This is a genomic window from Pseudomonas sp. UBA5568 (assembly GCF_002425525.1).
GTDB classification, from domain to species: domain Bacteria; phylum Pseudomonadota; class Gammaproteobacteria; order Pseudomonadales; family Pseudomonadaceae; genus Aquipseudomonas; species Aquipseudomonas fulva.
On sequence record NZ_DIMK01000068.1, the window covers coordinates 99,426 to 118,047 of the forward strand.

14 protein-coding genes and 2 pseudogenes are annotated in these 18,622 nt (G+C 64.0%); 7 read left to right on the forward strand and 9 right to left on the reverse strand.

Annotated features, from left to right (window positions below; translation table 11 throughout):
- The first annotated feature begins 30 nt into the window (after positions 1-30).
- Positions 31-1,023, forward strand: a complete 993-nt coding sequence (locus B2S33_RS21305) for a GlxA family transcriptional regulator (protein WP_288501153.1) — start codon at positions 31-33, stop codon at positions 1,021-1,023.
- Positions 1,024-1,038: 15 nt separating this feature from the next.
- Here B2S33_RS21305 and B2S33_RS21310 read toward each other — a convergent pair.
- The 7 genes and pseudogenes from B2S33_RS21310 to B2S33_RS21340 all read right to left on the reverse strand — a co-directional run bounded on the left by B2S33_RS21310 (position 1,039) and on the right by B2S33_RS21340 (position 9,150).
- Positions 1,039-2,246: pseudogene (locus B2S33_RS21310) on the reverse strand (M24 family metallopeptidase).
- Between the two features lie 149 nt (positions 2,247-2,395).
- Positions 2,396-3,274: a DMT family transporter gene (locus tag B2S33_RS21315; protein WP_023535082.1), complete on the reverse strand. Its 879-nt coding sequence runs from the start codon at positions 3,272-3,274 to the stop codon at positions 2,396-2,398.
- Positions 3,275-3,441: 167 nt separating this feature from the next.
- Positions 3,442-4,854, reverse strand: coding sequence for a DOPA decarboxylase (locus B2S33_RS21320; protein ID WP_280078164.1), 1,413 nt, complete (start codon positions 4,852-4,854; stop codon positions 3,442-3,444).
- Positions 4,855-4,973: 119 nt separating this feature from the next.
- Positions 4,974-5,918, reverse strand: a complete 945-nt coding sequence (locus B2S33_RS21325) for a LysR family transcriptional regulator (RefSeq protein WP_104926291.1) — start codon at positions 5,916-5,918, stop codon at positions 4,974-4,976.
- A gap of 99 nt (positions 5,919-6,017) precedes the next feature.
- Positions 6,018-6,728 (reverse strand): YebC/PmpR family DNA-binding transcriptional regulator, encoded by a 711-nt coding sequence (locus B2S33_RS21330; protein ID WP_280078163.1) that lies wholly within the window; start codon positions 6,726-6,728, stop codon positions 6,018-6,020.
- A gap of 123 nt (positions 6,729-6,851) precedes the next feature.
- Positions 6,852-7,628 (reverse strand): trans-aconitate 2-methyltransferase, encoded by a 777-nt coding sequence (gene tam, locus B2S33_RS21335; protein ID WP_288651040.1) that lies wholly within the window; start codon positions 7,626-7,628, stop codon positions 6,852-6,854.
- A 106-nt stretch (positions 7,629-7,734) separates the two neighbouring features.
- Positions 7,735-9,150 (reverse strand): amino acid permease, encoded by a 1,416-nt coding sequence (locus tag B2S33_RS21340; protein ID WP_288651042.1) that lies wholly within the window; start codon positions 9,148-9,150, stop codon positions 7,735-7,737.
- Between the two features lie 323 nt (positions 9,151-9,473).
- Here B2S33_RS21340 and B2S33_RS21345 point away from each other — a divergent pair, with 323 nt between their 5' ends.
- On the forward strand, positions 9,474-10,898 hold the full coding sequence (locus B2S33_RS21345; protein WP_027914807.1) for a PLP-dependent aminotransferase family protein: 1,425 nt from the start codon (positions 9,474-9,476) through the stop codon (positions 10,896-10,898).
- A gap of 183 nt (positions 10,899-11,081) precedes the next feature.
- Here B2S33_RS21345 and B2S33_RS21350 read toward each other — a convergent pair whose 3' ends face one another.
- Entirely contained in the window at positions 11,082-12,059 is a 978-nt protein-coding gene (locus B2S33_RS21350; RefSeq protein WP_145280067.1) for a polyprenyl synthetase family protein, read from the reverse strand.
- Positions 12,060-12,245: 186 nt separating this feature from the next.
- Between B2S33_RS21350 and fni the strand changes: the two genes are divergently transcribed.
- From fni to B2S33_RS21375, 5 genes and pseudogenes are all read left to right on the forward strand, one after another.
- A complete protein-coding gene (gene fni / locus B2S33_RS21355; protein ID WP_197873872.1) occupies positions 12,246-13,292 on the forward strand; it encodes a type 2 isopentenyl-diphosphate Delta-isomerase in 1,047 nt (348 codons plus the stop codon).
- Complete coding sequence (locus B2S33_RS21360; protein WP_197873873.1) at positions 13,289-14,566, forward strand: glycosyltransferase; 1,278 nt, start codon at positions 13,289-13,291, stop codon at positions 14,564-14,566. Before fni ends, B2S33_RS21360 begins: the two co-directional genes overlap by 4 nt.
- Positions 14,551-15,717: a lycopene beta-cyclase CrtY gene (crtY, locus tag B2S33_RS21365; RefSeq protein ID WP_027914804.1), complete on the forward strand. Its 1,167-nt coding sequence runs from the start codon at positions 14,551-14,553 to the stop codon at positions 15,715-15,717. The genes B2S33_RS21360 and crtY overlap by 16 nt, the downstream gene beginning before the upstream one ends.
- On the forward strand, positions 15,714-17,204 hold the full coding sequence (locus B2S33_RS21370) for a phytoene desaturase (protein WP_242809515.1): 1,491 nt from the start codon (positions 15,714-15,716) through the stop codon (positions 17,202-17,204). The genes crtY and B2S33_RS21370 overlap by 4 nt, the downstream gene beginning before the upstream one ends.
- Positions 17,201-18,133: pseudogene (locus B2S33_RS21375) on the forward strand (phytoene/squalene synthase family protein); the annotation flags it as partial. The gene B2S33_RS21370 and the pseudogene B2S33_RS21375, both read left to right, overlap by 4 nt.
- On the opposite strand, the gene B2S33_RS21380 reads toward B2S33_RS21375, so the two are convergent.
- Positions 18,057-18,608 (reverse strand): sterol desaturase family protein, encoded by a 552-nt coding sequence (locus tag B2S33_RS21380; RefSeq protein WP_080992844.1) that lies wholly within the window; start codon positions 18,606-18,608, stop codon positions 18,057-18,059. The pseudogene B2S33_RS21375 and the gene B2S33_RS21380 sit on opposite strands and share 77 nt — an antisense overlap.
- Positions 18,609-18,622 lie beyond the last annotated feature (14 nt).

The following is an 18,622-nucleotide window of genomic DNA, read 5'->3' on the forward strand; positions in this document are numbered from 1 at the left end:
CTATGCCCCAGCTTGCACAGGAATCGCCCAATGGTCCACCCCGCTTCGGTAAATCCGCAGTCCGGCACGGTCAAGACATTCGGTTTTCTGATCATGCCCAACTTCACCACCATCGGCCTGGCGTCGGCGGTCGAAACCCTGCGCATGGCCAACCTGGCGGCATGCCGGCCTGTTTTTCGCAGCGTACTGATCGCGGCACAAGGGGCGCCGGTCACCGCCAGCAACGGCATGCGCGTGCTGCCCGATTGCACGCTCGATGACGCGCCAGCGCTGGACGTACTGTTGGTAGTGGGCCCTAATCCCATCGAGCGCGGCCCTGCCACCGGGGCTTACCTGCGCTGGCTGCGCGAACGGGCCAAACAACGCCTGCCGATTGGGGGCATCTGCACCGGCAGTTACATGCTCGCCAAGGCGGGGTTGCTCGACGGCTACCGCTGTACCATTCATTGGGAGGACCTGCCAACGCTGCGAGCACGCTTCCCGAACATCATATGCTCGCAGCAGCTGTTCGAACTGGACCGCGACCGTTACACCTGCTCAGGCGGTGTCGCCGCCATCGACATGATGCTGCAACTGGTGGCTCGCGAGCCGGGCGGCCAGGGCATTGCCGCCAAGGCCGCCGAGCTGCTGCTGTGCGACCGTGTGCGTAGCGAGCGCGAACGCCAGCGCGTTTCGCTAAGGACCTTGCTGGGCACTGCGCAACCGCGGCTAAGCCAAGTCGTTGCAATCATGGAAGCCAACCTTGAGGAGCCTTTGGCGCCCAGCGAGCTGGCCAACCTGAACGGCATCACCGTGCGCCAGCTCGAGCGCCTGTTCAAGCACCAGCTGCAGCGCACGCCTACACGCTATTACCAGGAACTGCGGTTGTCCCACGCCAGGCAGTTGCTGCTGCAAGGCGACGCGTCAGTTGGCGACGTCGCGCTGGCCTGCGGCTTCGGTTCGGCGGCGCACTTTTCCAAGGCGTACAGCCGACTGTTCGGTGTTTCGCCTTCTGCGCAGCGCCGCCTGGCAGCTTTGCGATGACAGCGCGCTTGTCGCTTATTGGCAGATGACGTTGTGCTGCGGCCCACAGGGGAACTGGGTAATGTTGTCTGCCCCCTGCTCGGTCACCACCAGGATGTCATGCTCGCGATAGCCGCCTGCCCCTGGCAGGCCCTGGGGCAGCATGATCATGGGCTCGATCGACACCACCATGCCCGCCTCCAGTACGGTGTCGATGTCCTCGCGCAACTCCAAGCCGGCCTCGCGCCCGTAGTAGTGGCAAAGCACGCCGAAGGAATGGCCGTAGCCGAAGGTGCGGTATTGAAGCAGGTCATGCTGGCGGTAGATTTCATTGAGCTCAGCGGCAATGTCGCAACAACGTACGCCTGGACGGACGAGGCTTTGGCCTGCCTCGTGCACCTGGACGTTCACCTGCCACAGGCGCAGGTACTCGTCCGGGCAATGATCGAGGAAAAGTGTGCGTTCCAATGCGGTGTAGTAGCCGCTGATCATGGGGAAGCAGTTGAGGCTGAGGATTTCACCCTTGCTCACACGACGGCTGGTCACTGGGTTGTGGGCGCCATCGGTGTTGGGCCCGGATTGGAACAGCGTCCAGGTGTCCATCAACTGGCTGTCGGGAAAGCGCCTGGCAATGTCCCGGACCATGGCCTGGGTGGCATGCATGGCTACCTCGAACTCCGGCGCCTGGTCAGCCAGCGCCTCGATCACCGCCGCGCCGCCAACATTGGCGACCTGTGCCCCCTGGCGTATCAGGGCCTGCTCTTCAGCCGACTTGATCAGGCGCAAGCGCATGCAGGCGGTGCTGATATCGACCAGCTCGGCAAGCGGGTAGCACGCCGCGAGCGCGGCATGGGTGTGTAGCGTCAGGTGGTCGCCCTCCACGCCGATGCGTCCTGCCCGCGGTAGCGCCTGGCGCAGGGCGGTGAAAAAACTGCCCTGCCGCCAGTCGGTGTAGACGATGTTGTCGGTGCCGACCGGCGCCACGGCTGACCGCCGTCGATGTTGGCGCTGATCAGGACGACCTGATCAGGGGTGATCACCACGGCATAGGCGCGTCCGAACGCGCAATAGAGGTAGTCACTGTAGTAGTTGACGTTGTGATAGGAGGTCAAGACGAGTGCTTCGAGCTGCTGAGCGCTCATCAGGGCGCGCACCTCGGCATGCCGGCGGGCATATTCTTGAGCCGAGAACGTCGCCACGGCCTTCTGGCCATTGCGAATTCTGAGGGTATCGGGCATGTGCATGAGCGTGATTCCTTGGGGTTGTGAGCACGCAAATCAGGCCGGCCGCCTGAAATCATTGCAGCACGCAACCGGCAAGCACGTTTGTACCCAAGCGACTTCGAATTGGCAGCAGCACTGCCTTTCACATCTGCAGTGTCACTGGCCAGTGGCTAACGCCGCCGTTGCATCCAGGCTGCCCCCAGCCCGCTAAGGCAGATCACGCAAATCCCGATCAGGCTGAGCGTATCGGGGGTCTGACCATAGAACACCAGGCCCAGCAGGCCCGCAAAGATGATCTGGCAGTAGCTGAAGGGCGCCAACAGCGCAGGCGCTGCCAAACGGAAGGCCTGGGTCAGCAGCAAATGAGCGGTCATGCCGAAACCACCCAGCGCCAGCATCAGCAAGGCATGGTCCCAGCGCGGCGTTTCCCAGAAAAACGGCACCAGCGCACTCATGGCCAGGGTGTTGCACAGCCCTGCATAGAAGTTGCTGGTGGTCGGGCTGTCGTGCGCCGCCAGAATGCGGGTCAGCAGTTGGTAGAAGGAAAAGCCCAGCGCCGAGCCGAACGGGTACAGGATGGCGGGCGTGAACAGGGCCCCGCCTGGGTGCACGACGATCAGCACCCCGAGAAAGCCCAATACCACTGCCACCCACTGCGCTACCGTGACCCGTTCCTTGAGCAGTGGCACGGACAAGGCAGTGACCAGTACAGGTGCAAGGAAGTTGACCGCAGTTGCTTCGGCCAGCGGCAGGTACTGCAACCCAGACGTGAACAGCAGGCTGGTGCTGAGCAGGCTCAAAGCGCGCAAGGTTTGCAGCAGCGGGCGCCGGGTGCGCAACACGTTGAGGCCAGAGCGAGGCAGGAAAATGCCAGCCATCAACAGCGTGTGCACCACGTACCGCGCCCACACCACCATCACGATGGGGTACAGCCCCCCCAGGAACTTGGACAAAGCGTCGTGGCTGGCGAACATGAACGTGGCGCACACCACCAACACGATGCCACGAAGCGGTTGGTTGACGCCGGACAGCGGGGTACTGGAACTCATGGCTCTCTCGAAGTGGACGCAAAACCGCGCTGCGCCATTATGAAGCCGCGCGCACGCCCCGATTGGGCGTGGCAGCAGGATTCTAGAAGAGATACCGGGAGCGCGGAAGTTCAATCATCACCGCAGTCTCTTTTTTCTCGTGGCAACGGTTACCTGCGCCATCGTTGTCAGCCCTGCACCACGTGCTGCAGCCTGGCCCAGAGGCGTTGCACGTCCTCCCTCTCGGTGTCCAGGGCGCCGATCGACACACGTACCATCCAGCGCCCGTCTAGTACGGCGGGGGTTACATAGGCGTCACCTGATGCATTCAGGCGCTCGGCCCAGGCTCGGGTGTGAGCGTCCAGCGCCTGGCCGGCCATCCCTTCAGGGCAATGCCGAAGGCACAGCGTCTGCAACGGCACTGGGGCGAGCAACTGCCAGTCGCTGGCCGCGCGCACCTGCTCGGCCAGCCACCTGGCATTGTCCATGTCCCTGCGCAGCCGGGCTTGCAAGGCCTCGACACCTTCTGCGCGCAACATGAACCATAGTTTCAACGCGCGGAACCTGCGCCCCAAGGGTATACCCCAGTCGCGCAGGTTCTTGACCTGCCCATCGACCGAAGACTGTAAGTAACTGGGGTTGGTGCTCATCACGCGCACAAGGTGCTGGGGATCGCGCACATAATAGACCGAGCAATCGAACGCGACCCCTAGCCATTTGTGCGCATTGACGACGACCGAATCGGCGAGCTCTATCCCATCCCACATCCAGCGGCACTCGGGCACTATCATCGCCGAGCCGGCCATGGCCGAGTCCACATGCAGCCACAGGCCATGTTGCTGGGCCAGGGCGCCGATGGCGCGCAGCGGATCGAGGGCCGTCGTGGCGGTGGTGCCACAGGTGGCGACGACCGCACACGGCCGATTGCCAGCCGCCAGGTCCTGTTCGATGGCCTGCTCCAGCGCAGTCGGACACAGCGCATAGGCTTCATCGGTCGCGATCAGGCGGATATTGTCGCGACCGAAGCCTGCCAGCAACGCCGCCTTGTCCACCGAACTGTGGGCATGGGCGCTGACGTACACGATCAGGGGCTTGTCCTGGCCCTGAAGCCCGTGACGGACCAAGGCGTAATCACTCGAGCGCTCACGGGCACAGATGAGCGCGACCAGGGTGCTGGTCGAGGCGGTGTCCTGGATCACCCCGCTCCACTGCGGCGACAAGCCCAGCATCTGGCGCAGCCAGTCCAGGGTCGTTTCTTCCAGTTCGCTCAATGCTGGGCTCGATTGCCACGACAACCCCAGTACGCCAAGCCCGGTACTCAGGAAGTCCCCCAGCACGGAGGACAACGTCCCGTTCGAGGGAAAATAACCGTAGAAATCCGGGTGCTGCCAATGGGACAGGCCCGGCATGATCAACCCATCCACGTCCTTGATAATCGCGTCGAAGGGCTCGCCCTGTTGCGGCGCGGCCGGCGGCAGGGCCGCCTTCAGGTAACCGGGCTCGACCTGGGCCATGACCGGACGCTGATGCACGGTCTGGCGGTAATCGGCGATCAAGTCGATCAGTTGATGGCCATACTGGCGAAACTCTTCGGGGGTCATGCACGTGCTCCTGTGGTGGGCGCCTCACCGCCTGGTGGCGGTCAATGCGCGCCGGCGGCTGGCAGAGAGCAGTGTAGAGCGCGTCGCCTGCGCGAAGAACCGCGCCTTGCGCATAGCTGCTATGGCAAATGCGCAAGGCCGCCCTGTACACCGAATTGCGATTGGCGCCACAGCTCGAACACCCGGTTTCGAAACCAGCGATGCTCGGCCGATGCCTGCAGGCGTTGGTGCCACACCACCCAATAACGCTGACTGTGCTCGACGAACCCCAACGGTCGCCAGGCCAGCGGATGCAGGCGGCACAATTGGCGGGCGATGTGTTCGGGTACGGTAGCCACTGCCTGGCTGGTGGCGACCACCTTTACCGTGGCGCAAAAAAACGGCACTTGCAGGCTGATGCGCCGTTGCAGGCCCTGTGCACGCAGGTGCTGGTCAATGAAGCTGTCCTTGTCCCCGCCCCCGGAGATCCGTACATGCCTGCACGCCAGGTAATCGCTTTGCGAAACCCACCCATGGACAGTCAAGGGGTGGTCCTGCGCCATCAGGCACACCGCCCGATCCTCGCCGAGCAGACGCCCGTGCACATTGGGCGGCGATTCGTCGAACAGGGTGGTGGCAAGGTCGATCTCGCCACTGGCGAGCAAGTCATACTGCCCGGCTTGCCAGGTGCGGTACTCCAGGCTGATGCCTGGCGCTTCCTGCTCCAGCGTCGTCACCAGCAAAGGCAGCATATGCTCGGCGACATAATCGGAAGCAGCCAGGCAAAAGCGGCGCTGGCAGCGGGCAGGCTCGAAGACCGCAGGCTGACGAAGTGCCTGCAGCTCGTCCAACACCTGGCGCAAGGGCTCGCGTAGCGTCTGGGCATGCTCGCTCAGTACGTAGCCCCGGCCTTGGCGGACCAGCAGCGGATCGTCGAAGGCCTCGCGAAGTTGAGCCAGTTGACGGCTCAAGGCCGACTGGCTCACGCCCAGGCGCTCAGCCGCCCGACTGAGGTTCTTCACCTGCAGCAGGTGGTCGAGCGCACGCAGGTGCGCAAGGCTGAGCGTGGCAAAGGCAGGATTCACGGCAGCTCCAGCTCGGGGCACGCCCCGGTGCAGCGCTGCCCAGCCATCACCTGTACAACACGCCTGGCAATGGGCAGCATCGGCAAAGGGGGCTCGAGCTTACTGCGTCAAGCCAACGTAGACGTTCTGGACGTCATCGTTTTCGTCGATGGCTTCGAGAAACGCCTCGACTTCGGCCAGGGCTTCGGCGCTCAGGCTCGAAGCGCTCACCGGGTTTTTCGGGATGTAGCCGATCTTGGCCGACGTGACGGTGAAACCGTGCACCGGCAGGGCCTTCTGCACAGCGTCCAGGTCGGTGGTATCAGTGATGAACAGGGTAGCCCCCTCCTCTTCTCCTTCTTCGAAGTCCTGGGCCCCGGCTTCGATGGCAGCCATCTCAGGATCAGCGTCACCGTTGGGGGTGGCTTCGATCAGGCCGACATGATTGAAGTCCCAGGAGACCGAGCCGCTGGCCCCTAGCTGACCCTTGCGGAACAACACACGAATTTGCGCCACTGTGCGGTTGACGTTGTCAGTCAGGCATTCAACGATCAGCGGAACCTGATGCGGGGCAAAGCCTTCGTAGCTGACAGCCGCATACTGCACGGCATCGCCATCCAGGCCGGCACCCTTGCGAATGGCTCGCTCCAGGGTTTCGCGAGTCATCGAGGCCTTCTTGGCCTGTTCGATGGCCAGGCGCAAGCGCGGGTTCATGTCCGGGTCGGCGCCGGATTTGGCGGCAATCTGGATTTCCTTGGACAGCTTGCCCATGACCTTGCCCTTGGCATTGGCCGCGGCTTCTTTATGTTTGGCTTTCCACTGTGCGCCCATGTCGACTCTCTTGTTTCAGCGGCCGGTTCAGGAAGCGACCGGCTCAAAAAGTGGGAGCAGTTTATACGCCTATGGGGAAGGATCGACAACCGTCTGCGCTGCACCGACACCTCACCCGACGACTTAACGGGTGGCAACCACGAACAAGCGCGGAAACGCCAGCAGCACCTTGCCGTCGGACGCTGGCGGGTAGGCGCTTTGCATGGCCTGCAGGTACATCTGCAGGAAGTCTTCCTGCTCCTGCGGCTGCAGCCGCGCCAGGTAAGGCCGCAAGGCCGAACCCTTGAACCACTGCACCACGCCCTCAGCGCCGTCGACCAACGGGTGGTGGTAGGTGGTGCGCCACACCTCGACGCGGGCGCACAGCGGGCTCAACAGGTCGTAGTAGAACGCCGCGCCATGGCGCGGCGGCAACGTGAAGTCGTCGAACTTGGCCGCCCACGGGCCTCGGCGCGCGATCTCGCGCAACGCGGTGTGCGCGGGCTCCTCCAGGTTATCGGGCGTCTGCACCGCAAGGCTCGCCCCTTCGCTGAGCTGACGCACCAGGTGCGGGTAGAGCTGCCCGTGGTCGGGCACCCACTGCAACGAGGCGTTGGCCAGGATCAGGTCCTGGGGCTCAGGGGCGGACCAGCCTGCGATGTCCGCCGTGGCCATGTGCACGCGCGGGATGCACAGCCGCTTGCGCGCTCGGGCCTTCTCGATCATGTCTGGGTCGCTGTCCAGCGCGGTCACCTGCGCGTCGGGACAACGTTGCAGCAGGACCTCGGTGGAATTGCCCGGCCCGCAGCCCAGGTCGGTCGCGTGTCGCACCGGGCGCGGCGGCACGGCCCCCAGCAGATCGCGCACCGCCCGGGTGCGTTCGTCTTCGAACAAGGAATACTGGGTTGCAGACCAGGACATGGCGACGTTCTCCGATGAGCGATGCTCTGAAGCATATGCCATCTGTCGCCCAAAACGCGAAGCGGCCGGCCCCTNNGAGCCGGCCGCTTCGCAAAGCCAATGAGCCTTAGTGTCGAGGCGCGCTGCGCATCTGGTGCACAACCCCCATCGCCACCACCAGCGCCGCCGCGATGCCGGTGGAGATCACCAGGATCTGGTAGTCAGGCATGAACGCCATGGTCACCAGGGCCGCCACGATGAAGGCGATCACCAGGTAGGTCAGCCACGGGAACAGCCACATCTTCAGGCGCACTTCCTTGCCTTCGGCAATCAGCTTGCGGCGCATGCGCAGCTGGGAGAACGCGATCACCAGGTACACCAGCAGGGCAATCATGCCCGTGGTGTTCATCAGCGTGTCGAGTACGTCCTTGGGGCGCAGGGTCTCGCTGAAGTTGATCAGCGCACACACCACCGCCACCGCGCACGAGCCCATGATCGCGTACACCGGCACGCCAGTGCCGGCACGGGTGATCTTGAAGAACGACGGCGCGTCGCCACGCTGAGCCAGGGAGAACAGCATGCGCGAGGCGGTGTAGTGGCCGGAGATCAGGCAACTGCTCACCGAGGTCAGCACCACGAAGTTCATCAGCAACTCGGCGTAAGGCACGCCCAGCAGCTCAAGGGTACGACGATAGGCGCCGTAGCCGGAGACGCCCAGGTGCGGGTCGTTCCACGGCACCAGGCAAACGATCAGGAAGATCGAGCCTACGTAGAACAGGCACACGCGCCATACCACCGAGTTGGTGGCCTTGACGATCTGCGCAGCCGGGTCCTTGGCCTCGGAGGCCGCAATGGTCACGATCTCGGCGCCAAGGAATGCGAACATCACCCCCAGCAAGGCTCCGATGACCGTGGTGATGCCATTGGGCATGAACCCTTCGGCGGTGAGGTGGGTAATGCCCCGCACCTCGCCGAATTGCCAGATGTTGAGCACCGCTGCGGTACAGACGATCAGGAAGCAGACGATCGCGATGACCTTGATCAGCGCGAACCAGAACTCGAACTCCCCGTAATGCTTGACGTTGAAGAAGTTGACCGTGATCAGCAGCAACGTCGTGGCCAGCACGAACACGTTGACACTGACGTCCGGGAAGAACCCGTGCAGGATCTTGCCGGCTACGTAGGCTTCCCAGGCCATGAGAATGACCCAGTACCACCAGTACAGCCAGCCGATGGTGAAGCCAGCCCAGCGCCCAATGGCGCGGTCGGCATAGGTGGAAAACGAGCCCGTGTCGGGTGAAGACGTTGCCATTTCGCCAAGCATGCGCATGATCAGCACCACGAGGATGCCGCCTGCCAGGTAGGCCAGCACCGCGGCCGGCCCGGCGCTGTGGATCACGCTGCCGGATCCTACGAACAAGGCGCCGCCGATGACCCCGGCGATGGACATCATCGTCAGGTGGCGCGACTTCAGCGAGGCACTGAGCTTGCTCTCGTGCCCGCCGTTCGCGGTGGTGGTTGTGGATGTGGATGTTGCGTCCATCAGTTGTGTACCCCGTGCTTCTTTTTATCCAAGGAAAACCGTGAAACCCCGATGGCTGGCGGTTTCACCTGTACATCAGTGCTAATGCGCGCAGGAGGTGTGAACGAACACACGCAGGCCATCCATGGCGGCCTGCTGACGCGCCCCAGGGCTGAGGCCTGGAGCGAACTGAACATGCTTTGTGTGGCGATATCCGACACCTAATGTAAAAATGTCCATCGCAGAGAGCCATGCACAGTGGCATGAAACTCGCACTGCACTGTACAGGTCGCCAACCCTATACACCGGGCCAGCACCTGGCGTTACACACCTGAAGGTCCCCCATGCTGCAATTGAATCCAGACGCTTCCACACCGTTGGTCAACCAGATCATCGACGGCCTGCGCACCCTGATCGACACCCAGACGCTCAAGCCTGGCGCCAAGGTGCCGTCGATCCGCGCCTTCGCCGCCACCTACTCGGTCAGCACGTTCACCGTGGTGGAAGCCTACGATCGCCTGGTCGCCCAAGGGCTGCTGGTGAGCCGCGGCAACGCTGGCTTTTTCGTCAATCGGGCTGCCGCTGAGCTGTTGGACACGCACACGGCAGACCCTGACGCAAGCCGACCAACGTTCAACACCGAGTGGTACCTGCAGCAGATCTTCGAAACCCGGCAGTTGCCGTTCAAGCCAGGCTGCGGTTGGCTGCCCAACGACTGGATGTACGAAGACGGCTTGCGCCGAGGGCTGCGGCAGGTGGCTGGCAGCCCGCTGGAACTGTCCGGTTACGGCGATCCCATGGGGTTGCCAGAGCTGCGCGCGTTGACGGCGCAGAACCTGCAGCAGGATCTGTCGATCGTCGCCAATCCCGCTCAGCTGATGTTGACCCACGGCGCCAGCCAGGCCCTGGACCTGGCCGTGCGTACGCTGGTCCGCCCCGGTGACGTGGTGCTGGTGGACGACCCTGGCTACCCCAACCTGATGAGCATCCTGCGTACCCAAGGCGCAACGCTGCTGGGGGTGGCGCGCACGCCCAATGGCTACGACCTCAATCAGCTCGAGCAGTTGCTGGCGCAACACCGGCCCACGGCCTTCTTCACCCAGCCTCACCTGCACAGCCCAACGTGCTCGCGCACACCGCTGCCGCAGTTGCATCGCCTGCTGCAACTGGCCAGCCAGCATGGCTTGCGGCTGGTCGAAAACAACCTGTACGCCGACATGATCGCCGAACCGCAACCCTGCCTCGCCAGCCTTGACCACTTGCAGCAGGTGGTCTACGTGGGCAGTTACTCGAAAAGCATCTCACCCAATGTGCGGGTGGGCTACCTGCTGGCCAATCCGGAACTGGCGCAACAACTGGTACACCTGAAAATGCGCTCGGGCCTGACCACCTCGCAGGTCATGGAGCGGGTCGTCTACGCCGCCATCATCGACGGTCGCTGGCGCAAGCACCTCAAGCGCCTGCGTCAACGCCTGGCCGAGGCGCATCAACGGGTGGGTGCGCATCTGCACCGACTAGGCTTCGAGCTGTTCACGGAATCGGACGAGGGGATGTACATCTGGACCCGCCATCCCTCGATCCCCGACAGCGCGCTGTTGCTCGATGACGCGCTCGAAAAAGGCATCATGCTCGGCCCTGGTCAGCTGTTCATGGTGGACGCCAGGGCAACGGGCTGGATGCGTTTCAACGTGGCGTTCAGCCTTGACCCGGTCATGTGGGAACTGCTGGAAAAGGTATTTGCCAGGCATGCCAGGCGATTGGATCAGTGAGTTTGGAATTGCTGGGGCGCCCTAGGTTCGCCTCTGAAGGATCCGCGGCCCCGTGGAGGAGCGACCGCGCCGGGCCCCCGGCGAGCTGAAAAACTTGGGGCCGGTCCGGCGCCCCGGCTAGGCCGGTCCTACACGAGACCGCGTAGACCCTCGGATTCGCGCTGTGGCACGTCGTCCTGCGTCTTACACGTGATGCACGACTGCCCCACCCACCGCAAGCCCGCTCAGGCCTTGACGCCATACGGTGCTGCCGCCAGCCGGCACACCCTTCGCAGCGAACACCTTTCGCAAGACCCCGCCAATCGGTGAGGCCTGAAGGCCCAGGCTGGTCAGGCACTGTTCGACGCTCTGCAAATGGGCTTCCAACCGCTGGCGCACCTGCATCTCGCCACACATGGCCAGCAGGGTCGACTTGCCTTGGTCCAACCCCATGCTCTTGCCGCTCTCAGGGTCACGGTCATGCAAATCATCGTGCAATTGAAACGCTTGCCCCAATTCCCCCGCCAACTGCTGCAAGGTGCCCTGCTGGGTTTCGCCAGCCCCCGCCAACCGGCCGGCCATACCCAGCAAGGCCGAGAACAAGGCCCCGGTCTTGAGTTGATTGGTCTCGGCAATTTCAGCCGCCGTGCGCGGCCGTGCACCGTCGCGCAGATCCTGCAACTGCCCCTTGACCAGCCCATCGGCACCGATTGCCGAGGTGAGGGTCACGACCAGGTCGCTGCGCACATCCGGCCCGACCGTCTGCAACCCCGCCACAACCCCGAATGCACGGGAGAGCAAGGCAATGGCCGTCAACACTGCCACATCTTCCCCAAACGCCAGGTGCAAGGTAGGGCGACCGCGGCGCAAGGCGGCGTTGTCCATACAGGGGAGGTCGTCCAGTACAAGGGAGGCTGCATGAACCATCTCCACGGCGCAGCCAAGGTCGAGCGCGGCGTGTGGGCACGCGCCCAGGCCTTGTGCCGTGAAGAGTAACAGCAAGGGCCGCAAGCGCTTGCCTGGCGCCAGGGTGCAGTCGCGCATGGCCGCAACCACTAGGTCACGCTCGTGACCTGCCGATGGCAGCAATGCCGCCAGCCGGGCTTCTACGGCCGCATGTGCTACGGCCAGTGGCTGATCGTGATCAGCGCCAGCGCTGTGCGGGGGGGCGATGGTCGTCATCCTTGCCTCTCGATGTGGGCGGCCCATTGACCGTAGATGAAAAAGGAACGACTGATAGGCGCCGTTGCCTGATGCTTTGCTTTTTATGAGCTTAGCTATACAAAACGGGTAGTGTTGTACAACTTGTCTGTCCTAAGCACACAGACCGCACGTACCTCAGGATGATTCCCTGGCAGTGGAGCCGGCATGAACAAAAGCCCGTTGAGTCAACGCAAGGATGATCACCTCGATATCGTTCTGGCCGCCGGCACCATCTCGCATGGGGTCGATGCTGGCTGGTCGGCGCTGCGTTTCGAACATTGTGCACTGCCTGAGATGGCCCTGGAAGACGTCAACCTGGGTACCGAGCTGTTCGGCATGGCACTGCGCGCACCACTGCTGATCAGTTCGATGACCGGCGGTGCTGAGCGCGCACGGTTCATCAACCAGCACCTGGCCGAAGCTGCGCAGGCTTTGGGCCTGGCCATGGGCGTGGGTTCGCAGCGAGTTAGCTTGCGCAGCGGCCAGGACCAGGGGCTGACCACGGAGCTGAGAAGGCTCGCACCCGACGTCCCGCTCCTGGCAAACCTGGGCGCCGCCCAGTTACGCGAGGCTGATGGTGTAGACCTTGCCCGCCGTGCGGTCGATACACTCGATGCCAGCGCCCTGATCATTCATCTCAACCCCTTGCAGGAAGCCGTTCAGCCCGAGGGGGACCGCAACTGGAACGGGGTGCTCGCCTGCATCGAGCACGTCGCCGGGCAGCTTCACGCGCCCATCATCGTCAAGGAAGTAGGCGCCGGTATCTCCCCAGGCGTGGCCCGGCAATTGTACGACGCTGGCGTGTCCATGATCGATGTGGCCGGCGCCGGCGGCACGAGCTGGGCCGCTGTCGAGGCGGAGCGCGCCAATGACCCTGCTGAGCGTGCGGTGGCAATGGCCTTCAGCGGCTGGGGCATTCCGACCGCCCAGAGCCTGCTTGCCGTGCGCCGAGCCGTGCCCACGGTTGGCCTGATCGCCTCGGGTGGGGTGCGCGATGGGGTGGACGCGGCCAAGGCCATCCGCCTGGGGGCAGACTTGGTGGGCCAGGCTGCCGGCGTGCTGACCTCTGCGATGACGTCTACCGAAGCGGTGGTCTCACATTTCGACGTGATCATCCGGCAACTGCGTATCGCCTGCTTCTGCACCGGCTCCGCCACGCTGGCGCACTTGCGCCGGGCCCGACTGGTCAATGCCCAGCTCGACCCCAAATGAGCCACTTCGCCCTGGTCGCCCCACCCTACCCCAGCCATTTTGCAGCCATGCAGGCGCTGGGCGGCGAGTTGGTCGAACGCGGCCATCAGGTCAGTTTCTTTCACCAGCCCGAAGCCGAACGCTGGCTGAGTGACTCGCGGCTGGGCTTCGTCGCCATTGGCCATGCCGAGTGCCCGCCGGGCAGCCTTGACCTCGCCATGCGTCGCGTGGCCGACCCCGCCGGGCCGCTGCGTCTGCGTCGCTTGATCAAGCAGTTGGCGCACACCACCGGCATGCTGATCAGCAACCTGCCGCAGGCCCTTAGGGACCATCGGGTCGACGCGATGATCTGCGACCAGATGGAACCCGCAGGCGGCCTGGTGGCCGAGGCTTGCAACCTGCCGTTCTTTTCGGTGGCCTGCGCGTTGCCGATCAATCGCGAACCGGGCTTGCCATTGCCCGTGATGCCCTTCGGGCTCGGCTTGGATGCGCGCCTCTACGAAGGCAGTGCTCAAGTCCATGACTGGCTCATGCGCCCGCTGCACGACACCTTAGTGCAGGCGTGTCATCGCCACGGGCTGCCACCGCGCAGCGGTGCCCATGAGTTTCTCTCGCCGCTGGCCCAGTTGAGCCAGACACCTCTGCATCTGGATTTCCCAAGAGCGGATCTACCCAAGCACTTTCACGCCGTCGGCCCTTTACGCAGCACGCCCTCCCAGGCGAGCCCCAACTGGTCTTTCGAATCCGGCAAGCCTTTGGTATTCGCAAGCCTGGGAACGCTGCAGGGCCACCGGTTCGATCTGTTTGCACGGATTGCCAGGGCTTGCCGGGGCCTGGATGCCCAGTTGCTGGTAGCTCACTGCGGTGGGTTGGACGCGCATCAGCAGGCACGGCTACGCCAGATCGGTGCCACCGTCGTGACCGACTTCGCCCCCCAGCACTGGGCTGTGCGACGAGCCAATGTGGTGATCAGCCATGGCGGCTTGAACACGGTGCTCGATACCGTGTGCGCCGGCACAGCGCTGCTGGTCATGCCCATTGCATTCGATCAGCCCGGCGTGGCCGCACGGGTGCGCCATCACCGCTTGGGCCGGGTGCTCTCCAAACGTGCCAGCGCATCGGCCATTGGCCAAGCGTTGCGTCAGCTGCTTGATGAGGCTGCACCACGTGATGCGGCGCTTGAAGCCGAGCTTGCCACCTGCGGTGGCGTACAGCGCGCTGCCAGCCTCATCGAAGCCGCTCTGCGCAGTGGCCAGCCCAGCATTTCGGAGAATGTACCGTGCCCTATGACCTGATCCTGGTAGGTGGGGGGTTGGCCAACGGCCTGATCGCCTGGCGACTGCAGCAGCTGCGCCCGCAATGGCGCGTGTTGTGCCTGGAGCAAGGGCCGGTCCTGGGCGGCAACCATACGTGGTCCTTCCACGACGCCGACCTTACTGCCGAGCAACTGCGCTGGCTCGCCCCGCTGGTGGAGCAGCGCTGGCCTGCGTACCACGTGCACTTCCCGGCTTTTTCCAGGCGCATGGAAGGCGGCTATGCGAGCATTACCAGCGAGCGTTTCGCGCAGGTGATCACCCCAGCCCTCGGCCCGAGCTTGCGCACCGACTGCGCGGTCGCCGAAGTGGGTGCCAGCCATGTCACGCTCGCCAGTGGCGAAACCTTGCACGCCGCGGTGGTGATCGATGGCCGGGGCATGCAGCACAGCCCTCACCGGGTCCTCGGCCAGCAGGCGTTCCTCGGGCAGGTCGTACGTCTGACGGCCCCCCATGGCTTGGTCGCACCGATTCTGATGGACGCACGCGTACCTCAAGGCGAGGGCTATCGCTTCGTCTATGTCCTGCCGTTCACGGCTGACACCTTGCTGGTGGAGGACACCCATTACGTCGACAGCCAGGCGCCCGCCGCGCAGCAGCTGCGCCAGCACATCGAGTGCTACCTGCAGCAGCGCGGCTGGCACGTCGCCGAGTGCCTGCGTGAAGAACAGGGCGTATTGCCGATTACCCTGGTCGACGACTTTCCTGCCTGGTGGAACGAACAGCACGGGCCGCTCGCCGTTGGCCTGCGGGCCGGATTGTTTCACTGCACCACGGGTTATTCCCTGCCCGATGCCGTGCGCCTGGCCGACTGGTTGTCAACGCAAGCGCTGGAGGACACGGCGTCGCTCAAGCCCGCGTTGGGCGCCTACCTGCATCGACGCTGGCGTGAGCAAGGGTTCTATCGCCTGCTCAACCGAATGCTGTTTCTGGCCGGCCGGCCGAACCGTCGCTGGCAGGTGATGCAGCGCTTTTATCGATTGCCTGAGGGGCTGATCGCCCGTTTCTACGCAGGCCAGAGTACGCTGCGTGATCGCCTGCGGATCCTGTGCGGCAAACCGCCTGTGCCCGTCGGCGAGGCCATGAAGGCTGCCTTGCGACACTCCCCTGCCCATTTCAAGGATTATCCATGAGCAACGAACGATCCGCCCTGGTCATCGGCGCAGGCCTTGGCGGCCTGGCCCTAGCCATCCGCCTGCAGGCCGCGGGTATCCCCACGACCTTGCTCGAGGCGCGCGACAAACCAGGTGGCCGCGCTTACGTCTATCACGACCAAGGCTTTACCTTCGACGCAGGCCCCACGGTGATCACCGACCCGAGCGCCATCGAAGCCCTGTTCACCCTCGCCGGCCGGCCCATGCATGAGTACGTGGAATTGCTGCCGGTAACGCCTTTCTACCGCCTGTGCTGGGAGGATGGCCGGGCATTCGACTATGGCAATGACCAAGCCGACCTGGAGCGCCAGATCGAGGCCTTCGAGCCCAAGGACGTGGAAGGCTATCGACAGTTCCTGGCCTATTCCAAGGCCGTGTTGCAGGAAGGCTATATCAAGCTTGGCGCAGTGCCCTTCCTGTCTTTTCGCGACATGCTGCATGCCGGCCCGCAGTTGGCTCGCCTGCAAGCCTGGCGCAGCGTCTACAGCATGGTGGCGCGGTTCATCAAAGATGACCAACTGCGCCAGGCGTTCTCGTTCCACGCCTTGCTGGTCGGGGGTAATCCCTTCGCCACGTCCTCGATCTACACGTTGATCCATGCGCTGGAGCGCACCTGGGGTGTCTGGTTCCCCAAAGGCGGCACGGGCGCGCTGGTGCAGGGCATGGCCAAGGTGTTCACCGACCTGGGCGGCACCCTGGAGCTCAATGCCGAGGTGGCCGCGTTCGAAACCCAAGGCAGCCGCGTGACCGGCGTGCGCACCCAGGACGGGCGGCGCTGGCGGGCAGACGCAGTCGCCTCGAATGCCGATGTGGTGCACACCTACTCCGACCTGCTGGCCGAACACCCTCGCGGTGAACAGGAAGGCAAGCGGCTCAAGGGCAAGCGCTTTAGCAACTCGCTGTTCGTGGTGCACTTCGGGCTCAAGCGCACGCAGCCGCAACTGCGTCATCACACGGTGTGCTTTGGCCCGCGCTACCGGGAGCTGATTGACGAAATCTTCAACGGTCACGAGCTTGCCGAAGACTTTTCACTCTACCTGCATACCCCCTGCGCCACCGACCCTAGCCTGGCCCCGGAAGGATGCTCGAGCCACTACGTATTGGCGCCCGTACCGCACATGGGCAACGCGGCCATCGACTGGGAGGTGGAAGGGCCACGGTTCCGGGACAAGATTCTCGACTACCTGGAACGTCACTACATTCCAGGCCTGCGCGAGGACTTGGTCACCTGCCGCACCTTCACGCCGCTGGACTTCCGCGAAGAACTTAATGCCCACCTGGGGTCGGCGTTCTCTCTGGAACCCATCCTGACCCAGAGCGCCTGGTTCCGCCCGCACAACCGTGACAGCGAAGTGAGCAATCTGTACCTGGTGGGGGCAGGCACGCACCCAGGGGCCGGTGTGCCAGGCGTGATCGCCTCGGCCAAGGCCACCGCAGGCCTAATGCTCGAGGACCTGGGCGCATGACCGCACCGAACCACGACCAGTTGCTTGCCCATGCCGAACACAGCATTGCCGTGGGTTCGAAAAGCTTTGCCGCAGCAGCCCGGCTGTTCGATGCCCATACCCGGCGCAGCGCTGTGCTGTTGTATGCCTGGTGCCGCCATTGCGATGACGTGATCGATGGTCAGCAAGCCGGGCATGAGGCGGTGGTCATCAGCCAGGAAGAAGCGCAGGTGCGCCTGTTGGATCTGCAGCGTCAGACGGAGGCCGCCTGCGCGGACTTGCCCGTGAACCAGCCGGCCTTCGCCGCACTGCGCGAAGTGGCCAGGCGCCACGGCATTCCCCGCGCCGAAGCCTTCGACTTGCTCGAAGGCTTCGCCCAGGACGTGTCCGCCTGCCGCTACCAGACCCTGGATGAGGTCATGGTCTACTGCTATCACGTAGCAGGTGTGGTGGGCCTGATGATGGCCAGGGTCATGGGTGTTCAAGATGCCCGCGTGCTGGACCGGGCCTGCGACCTGGGCCTGGCCATGCAGCTGACTAACATCGCCCGGGACATCGTCGATGATGCCAAGGTCGGGCGCTGCTACTTGCCTCAGGCTTGGCTGTCGGAATTCGACCTCAGTGCAGACGACCTGGCCGATGTGCGTCATCGCGCAGCCGTCGCTACCTTGGCCAGGCGCCTGGTCGCCCACGCCGAACCCTACTACGCCAGCGCCCAGGCCGGGCTGCAGGCCTTGCCGCTTCGCTCGGCGTGGGCAGTGGCCACGGCAGGCCAGGTTTACCGGCGCATCGGCCTGAAGGTCGACAGCGCCGGGGTCGACGCCTGGGACGGCCGGCTGTCTACGTCAAAACTCGAAAAGGTCGGTGCCTTGGTCACGGGGTTTTGGCAGGCGCTGAGCTGTCGGCTGCATCGCCACCCTCAGCGCCCAGCTCGCCTGTGGCAGCGCCCTTCGCCCGCAGCGGCCCCCCATGCAGCGCCCGAAGTTGCCGACGCAGCCGTTCGATAGTGGGTACGTACAGAAAACCGAACGACACACAGCCTTCGCGCCCCTGCACGGCATGATGAAGCCGATGTGCCTGGTACAGGCGCTTGAAGTAACCTTTGCGCGGGACCACTTTGAAAGGCCAGCGCCGGTGGACCAGGCCGTCGTGGGCAACGAAATACAGGACACCGTAGGCCGTCATGCCTGCGCCTACCCATTGCAACGGGTACCAGCCGGCATTGCCCAGGGCGATGAGAATGATCGCCAGCACGGCGAACACCGCGGCGTAGAGATCGTTCTTCTCGAAGATCCCCGTGCGTGGCTCATGGTGCGAGCGGTGCCAGCCCCAGCCGAAGCCGTGCATGATGTACTTGTGAGCAAACCAGGCCACGCCTTCCATGGCGGCCAGGGTGCCGAAAAAGGTGAGTAACGTCAGGGTCATGCGCAGGCTATCCA

What these genes read in the sequence shown, in the direction of transcription:
- B2S33_RS21305 (WP_288501153.1), top strand. Translation starts at nt 31, where the DNA reads ATGGTCCACCCCGCTTCGGTAAATCCGCAGTCCGGCACGGTCAAGACA.
- B2S33_RS21315 (WP_023535082.1), bottom strand. Translation starts at nt 3,274, where the DNA reads ATGAGTTCCAGTACCCCGCTGTCCGGCGTCAACCAACCGCTTCGTGGC.
- B2S33_RS21320 (WP_280078164.1), bottom strand. Translation starts at nt 4,854, where the DNA reads ATGACCCCCGAAGAGTTTCGCCAGTATGGCCATCAACTGATCGACTTG.
- B2S33_RS21330 (WP_280078163.1), bottom strand. Translation starts at nt 6,728, where the DNA reads ATGGGCGCACAGTGGAAAGCCAAACATAAAGAAGCCGCGGCCAATGCC.
- tam (WP_288651040.1), bottom strand. Translation starts at nt 7,628, where the DNA reads ATGTCCTGGTCTGCAACCCAGTATTCCTTGTTCGAAGACGAACGCACC.
- B2S33_RS21340 (WP_288651042.1), bottom strand. Translation starts at nt 9,150, where the DNA reads ATGGACGCAACATCCACATCCACAACCACCACCGCGAACGGCGGGCAC.
- B2S33_RS21345 (WP_027914807.1), top strand. Translation starts at nt 9,474, where the DNA reads ATGCTGCAATTGAATCCAGACGCTTCCACACCGTTGGTCAACCAGATC.
- B2S33_RS21350 (WP_145280067.1), bottom strand. Translation starts at nt 12,059, where the DNA reads ATGACGACCATCGCCCCCCCGCACAGCGCTGGCGCTGATCACGATCAG.
- fni (WP_197873872.1), top strand. Translation starts at nt 12,246, where the DNA reads ATGAACAAAAGCCCGTTGAGTCAACGCAAGGATGATCACCTCGATATC.
- B2S33_RS21360 (WP_197873873.1), top strand. Translation starts at nt 13,289, where the DNA reads ATGAGCCACTTCGCCCTGGTCGCCCCACCCTACCCCAGCCATTTTGCA.
- B2S33_RS21370 (WP_242809515.1), top strand. Translation starts at nt 15,714, where the DNA reads ATGAGCAACGAACGATCCGCCCTGGTCATCGGCGCAGGCCTTGGCGGC.
- B2S33_RS21380 (WP_080992844.1), bottom strand. Translation starts at nt 18,608, where the DNA reads ATGACCCTGACGTTACTCACCTTTTTCGGCACCCTGGCCGCCATGGAA.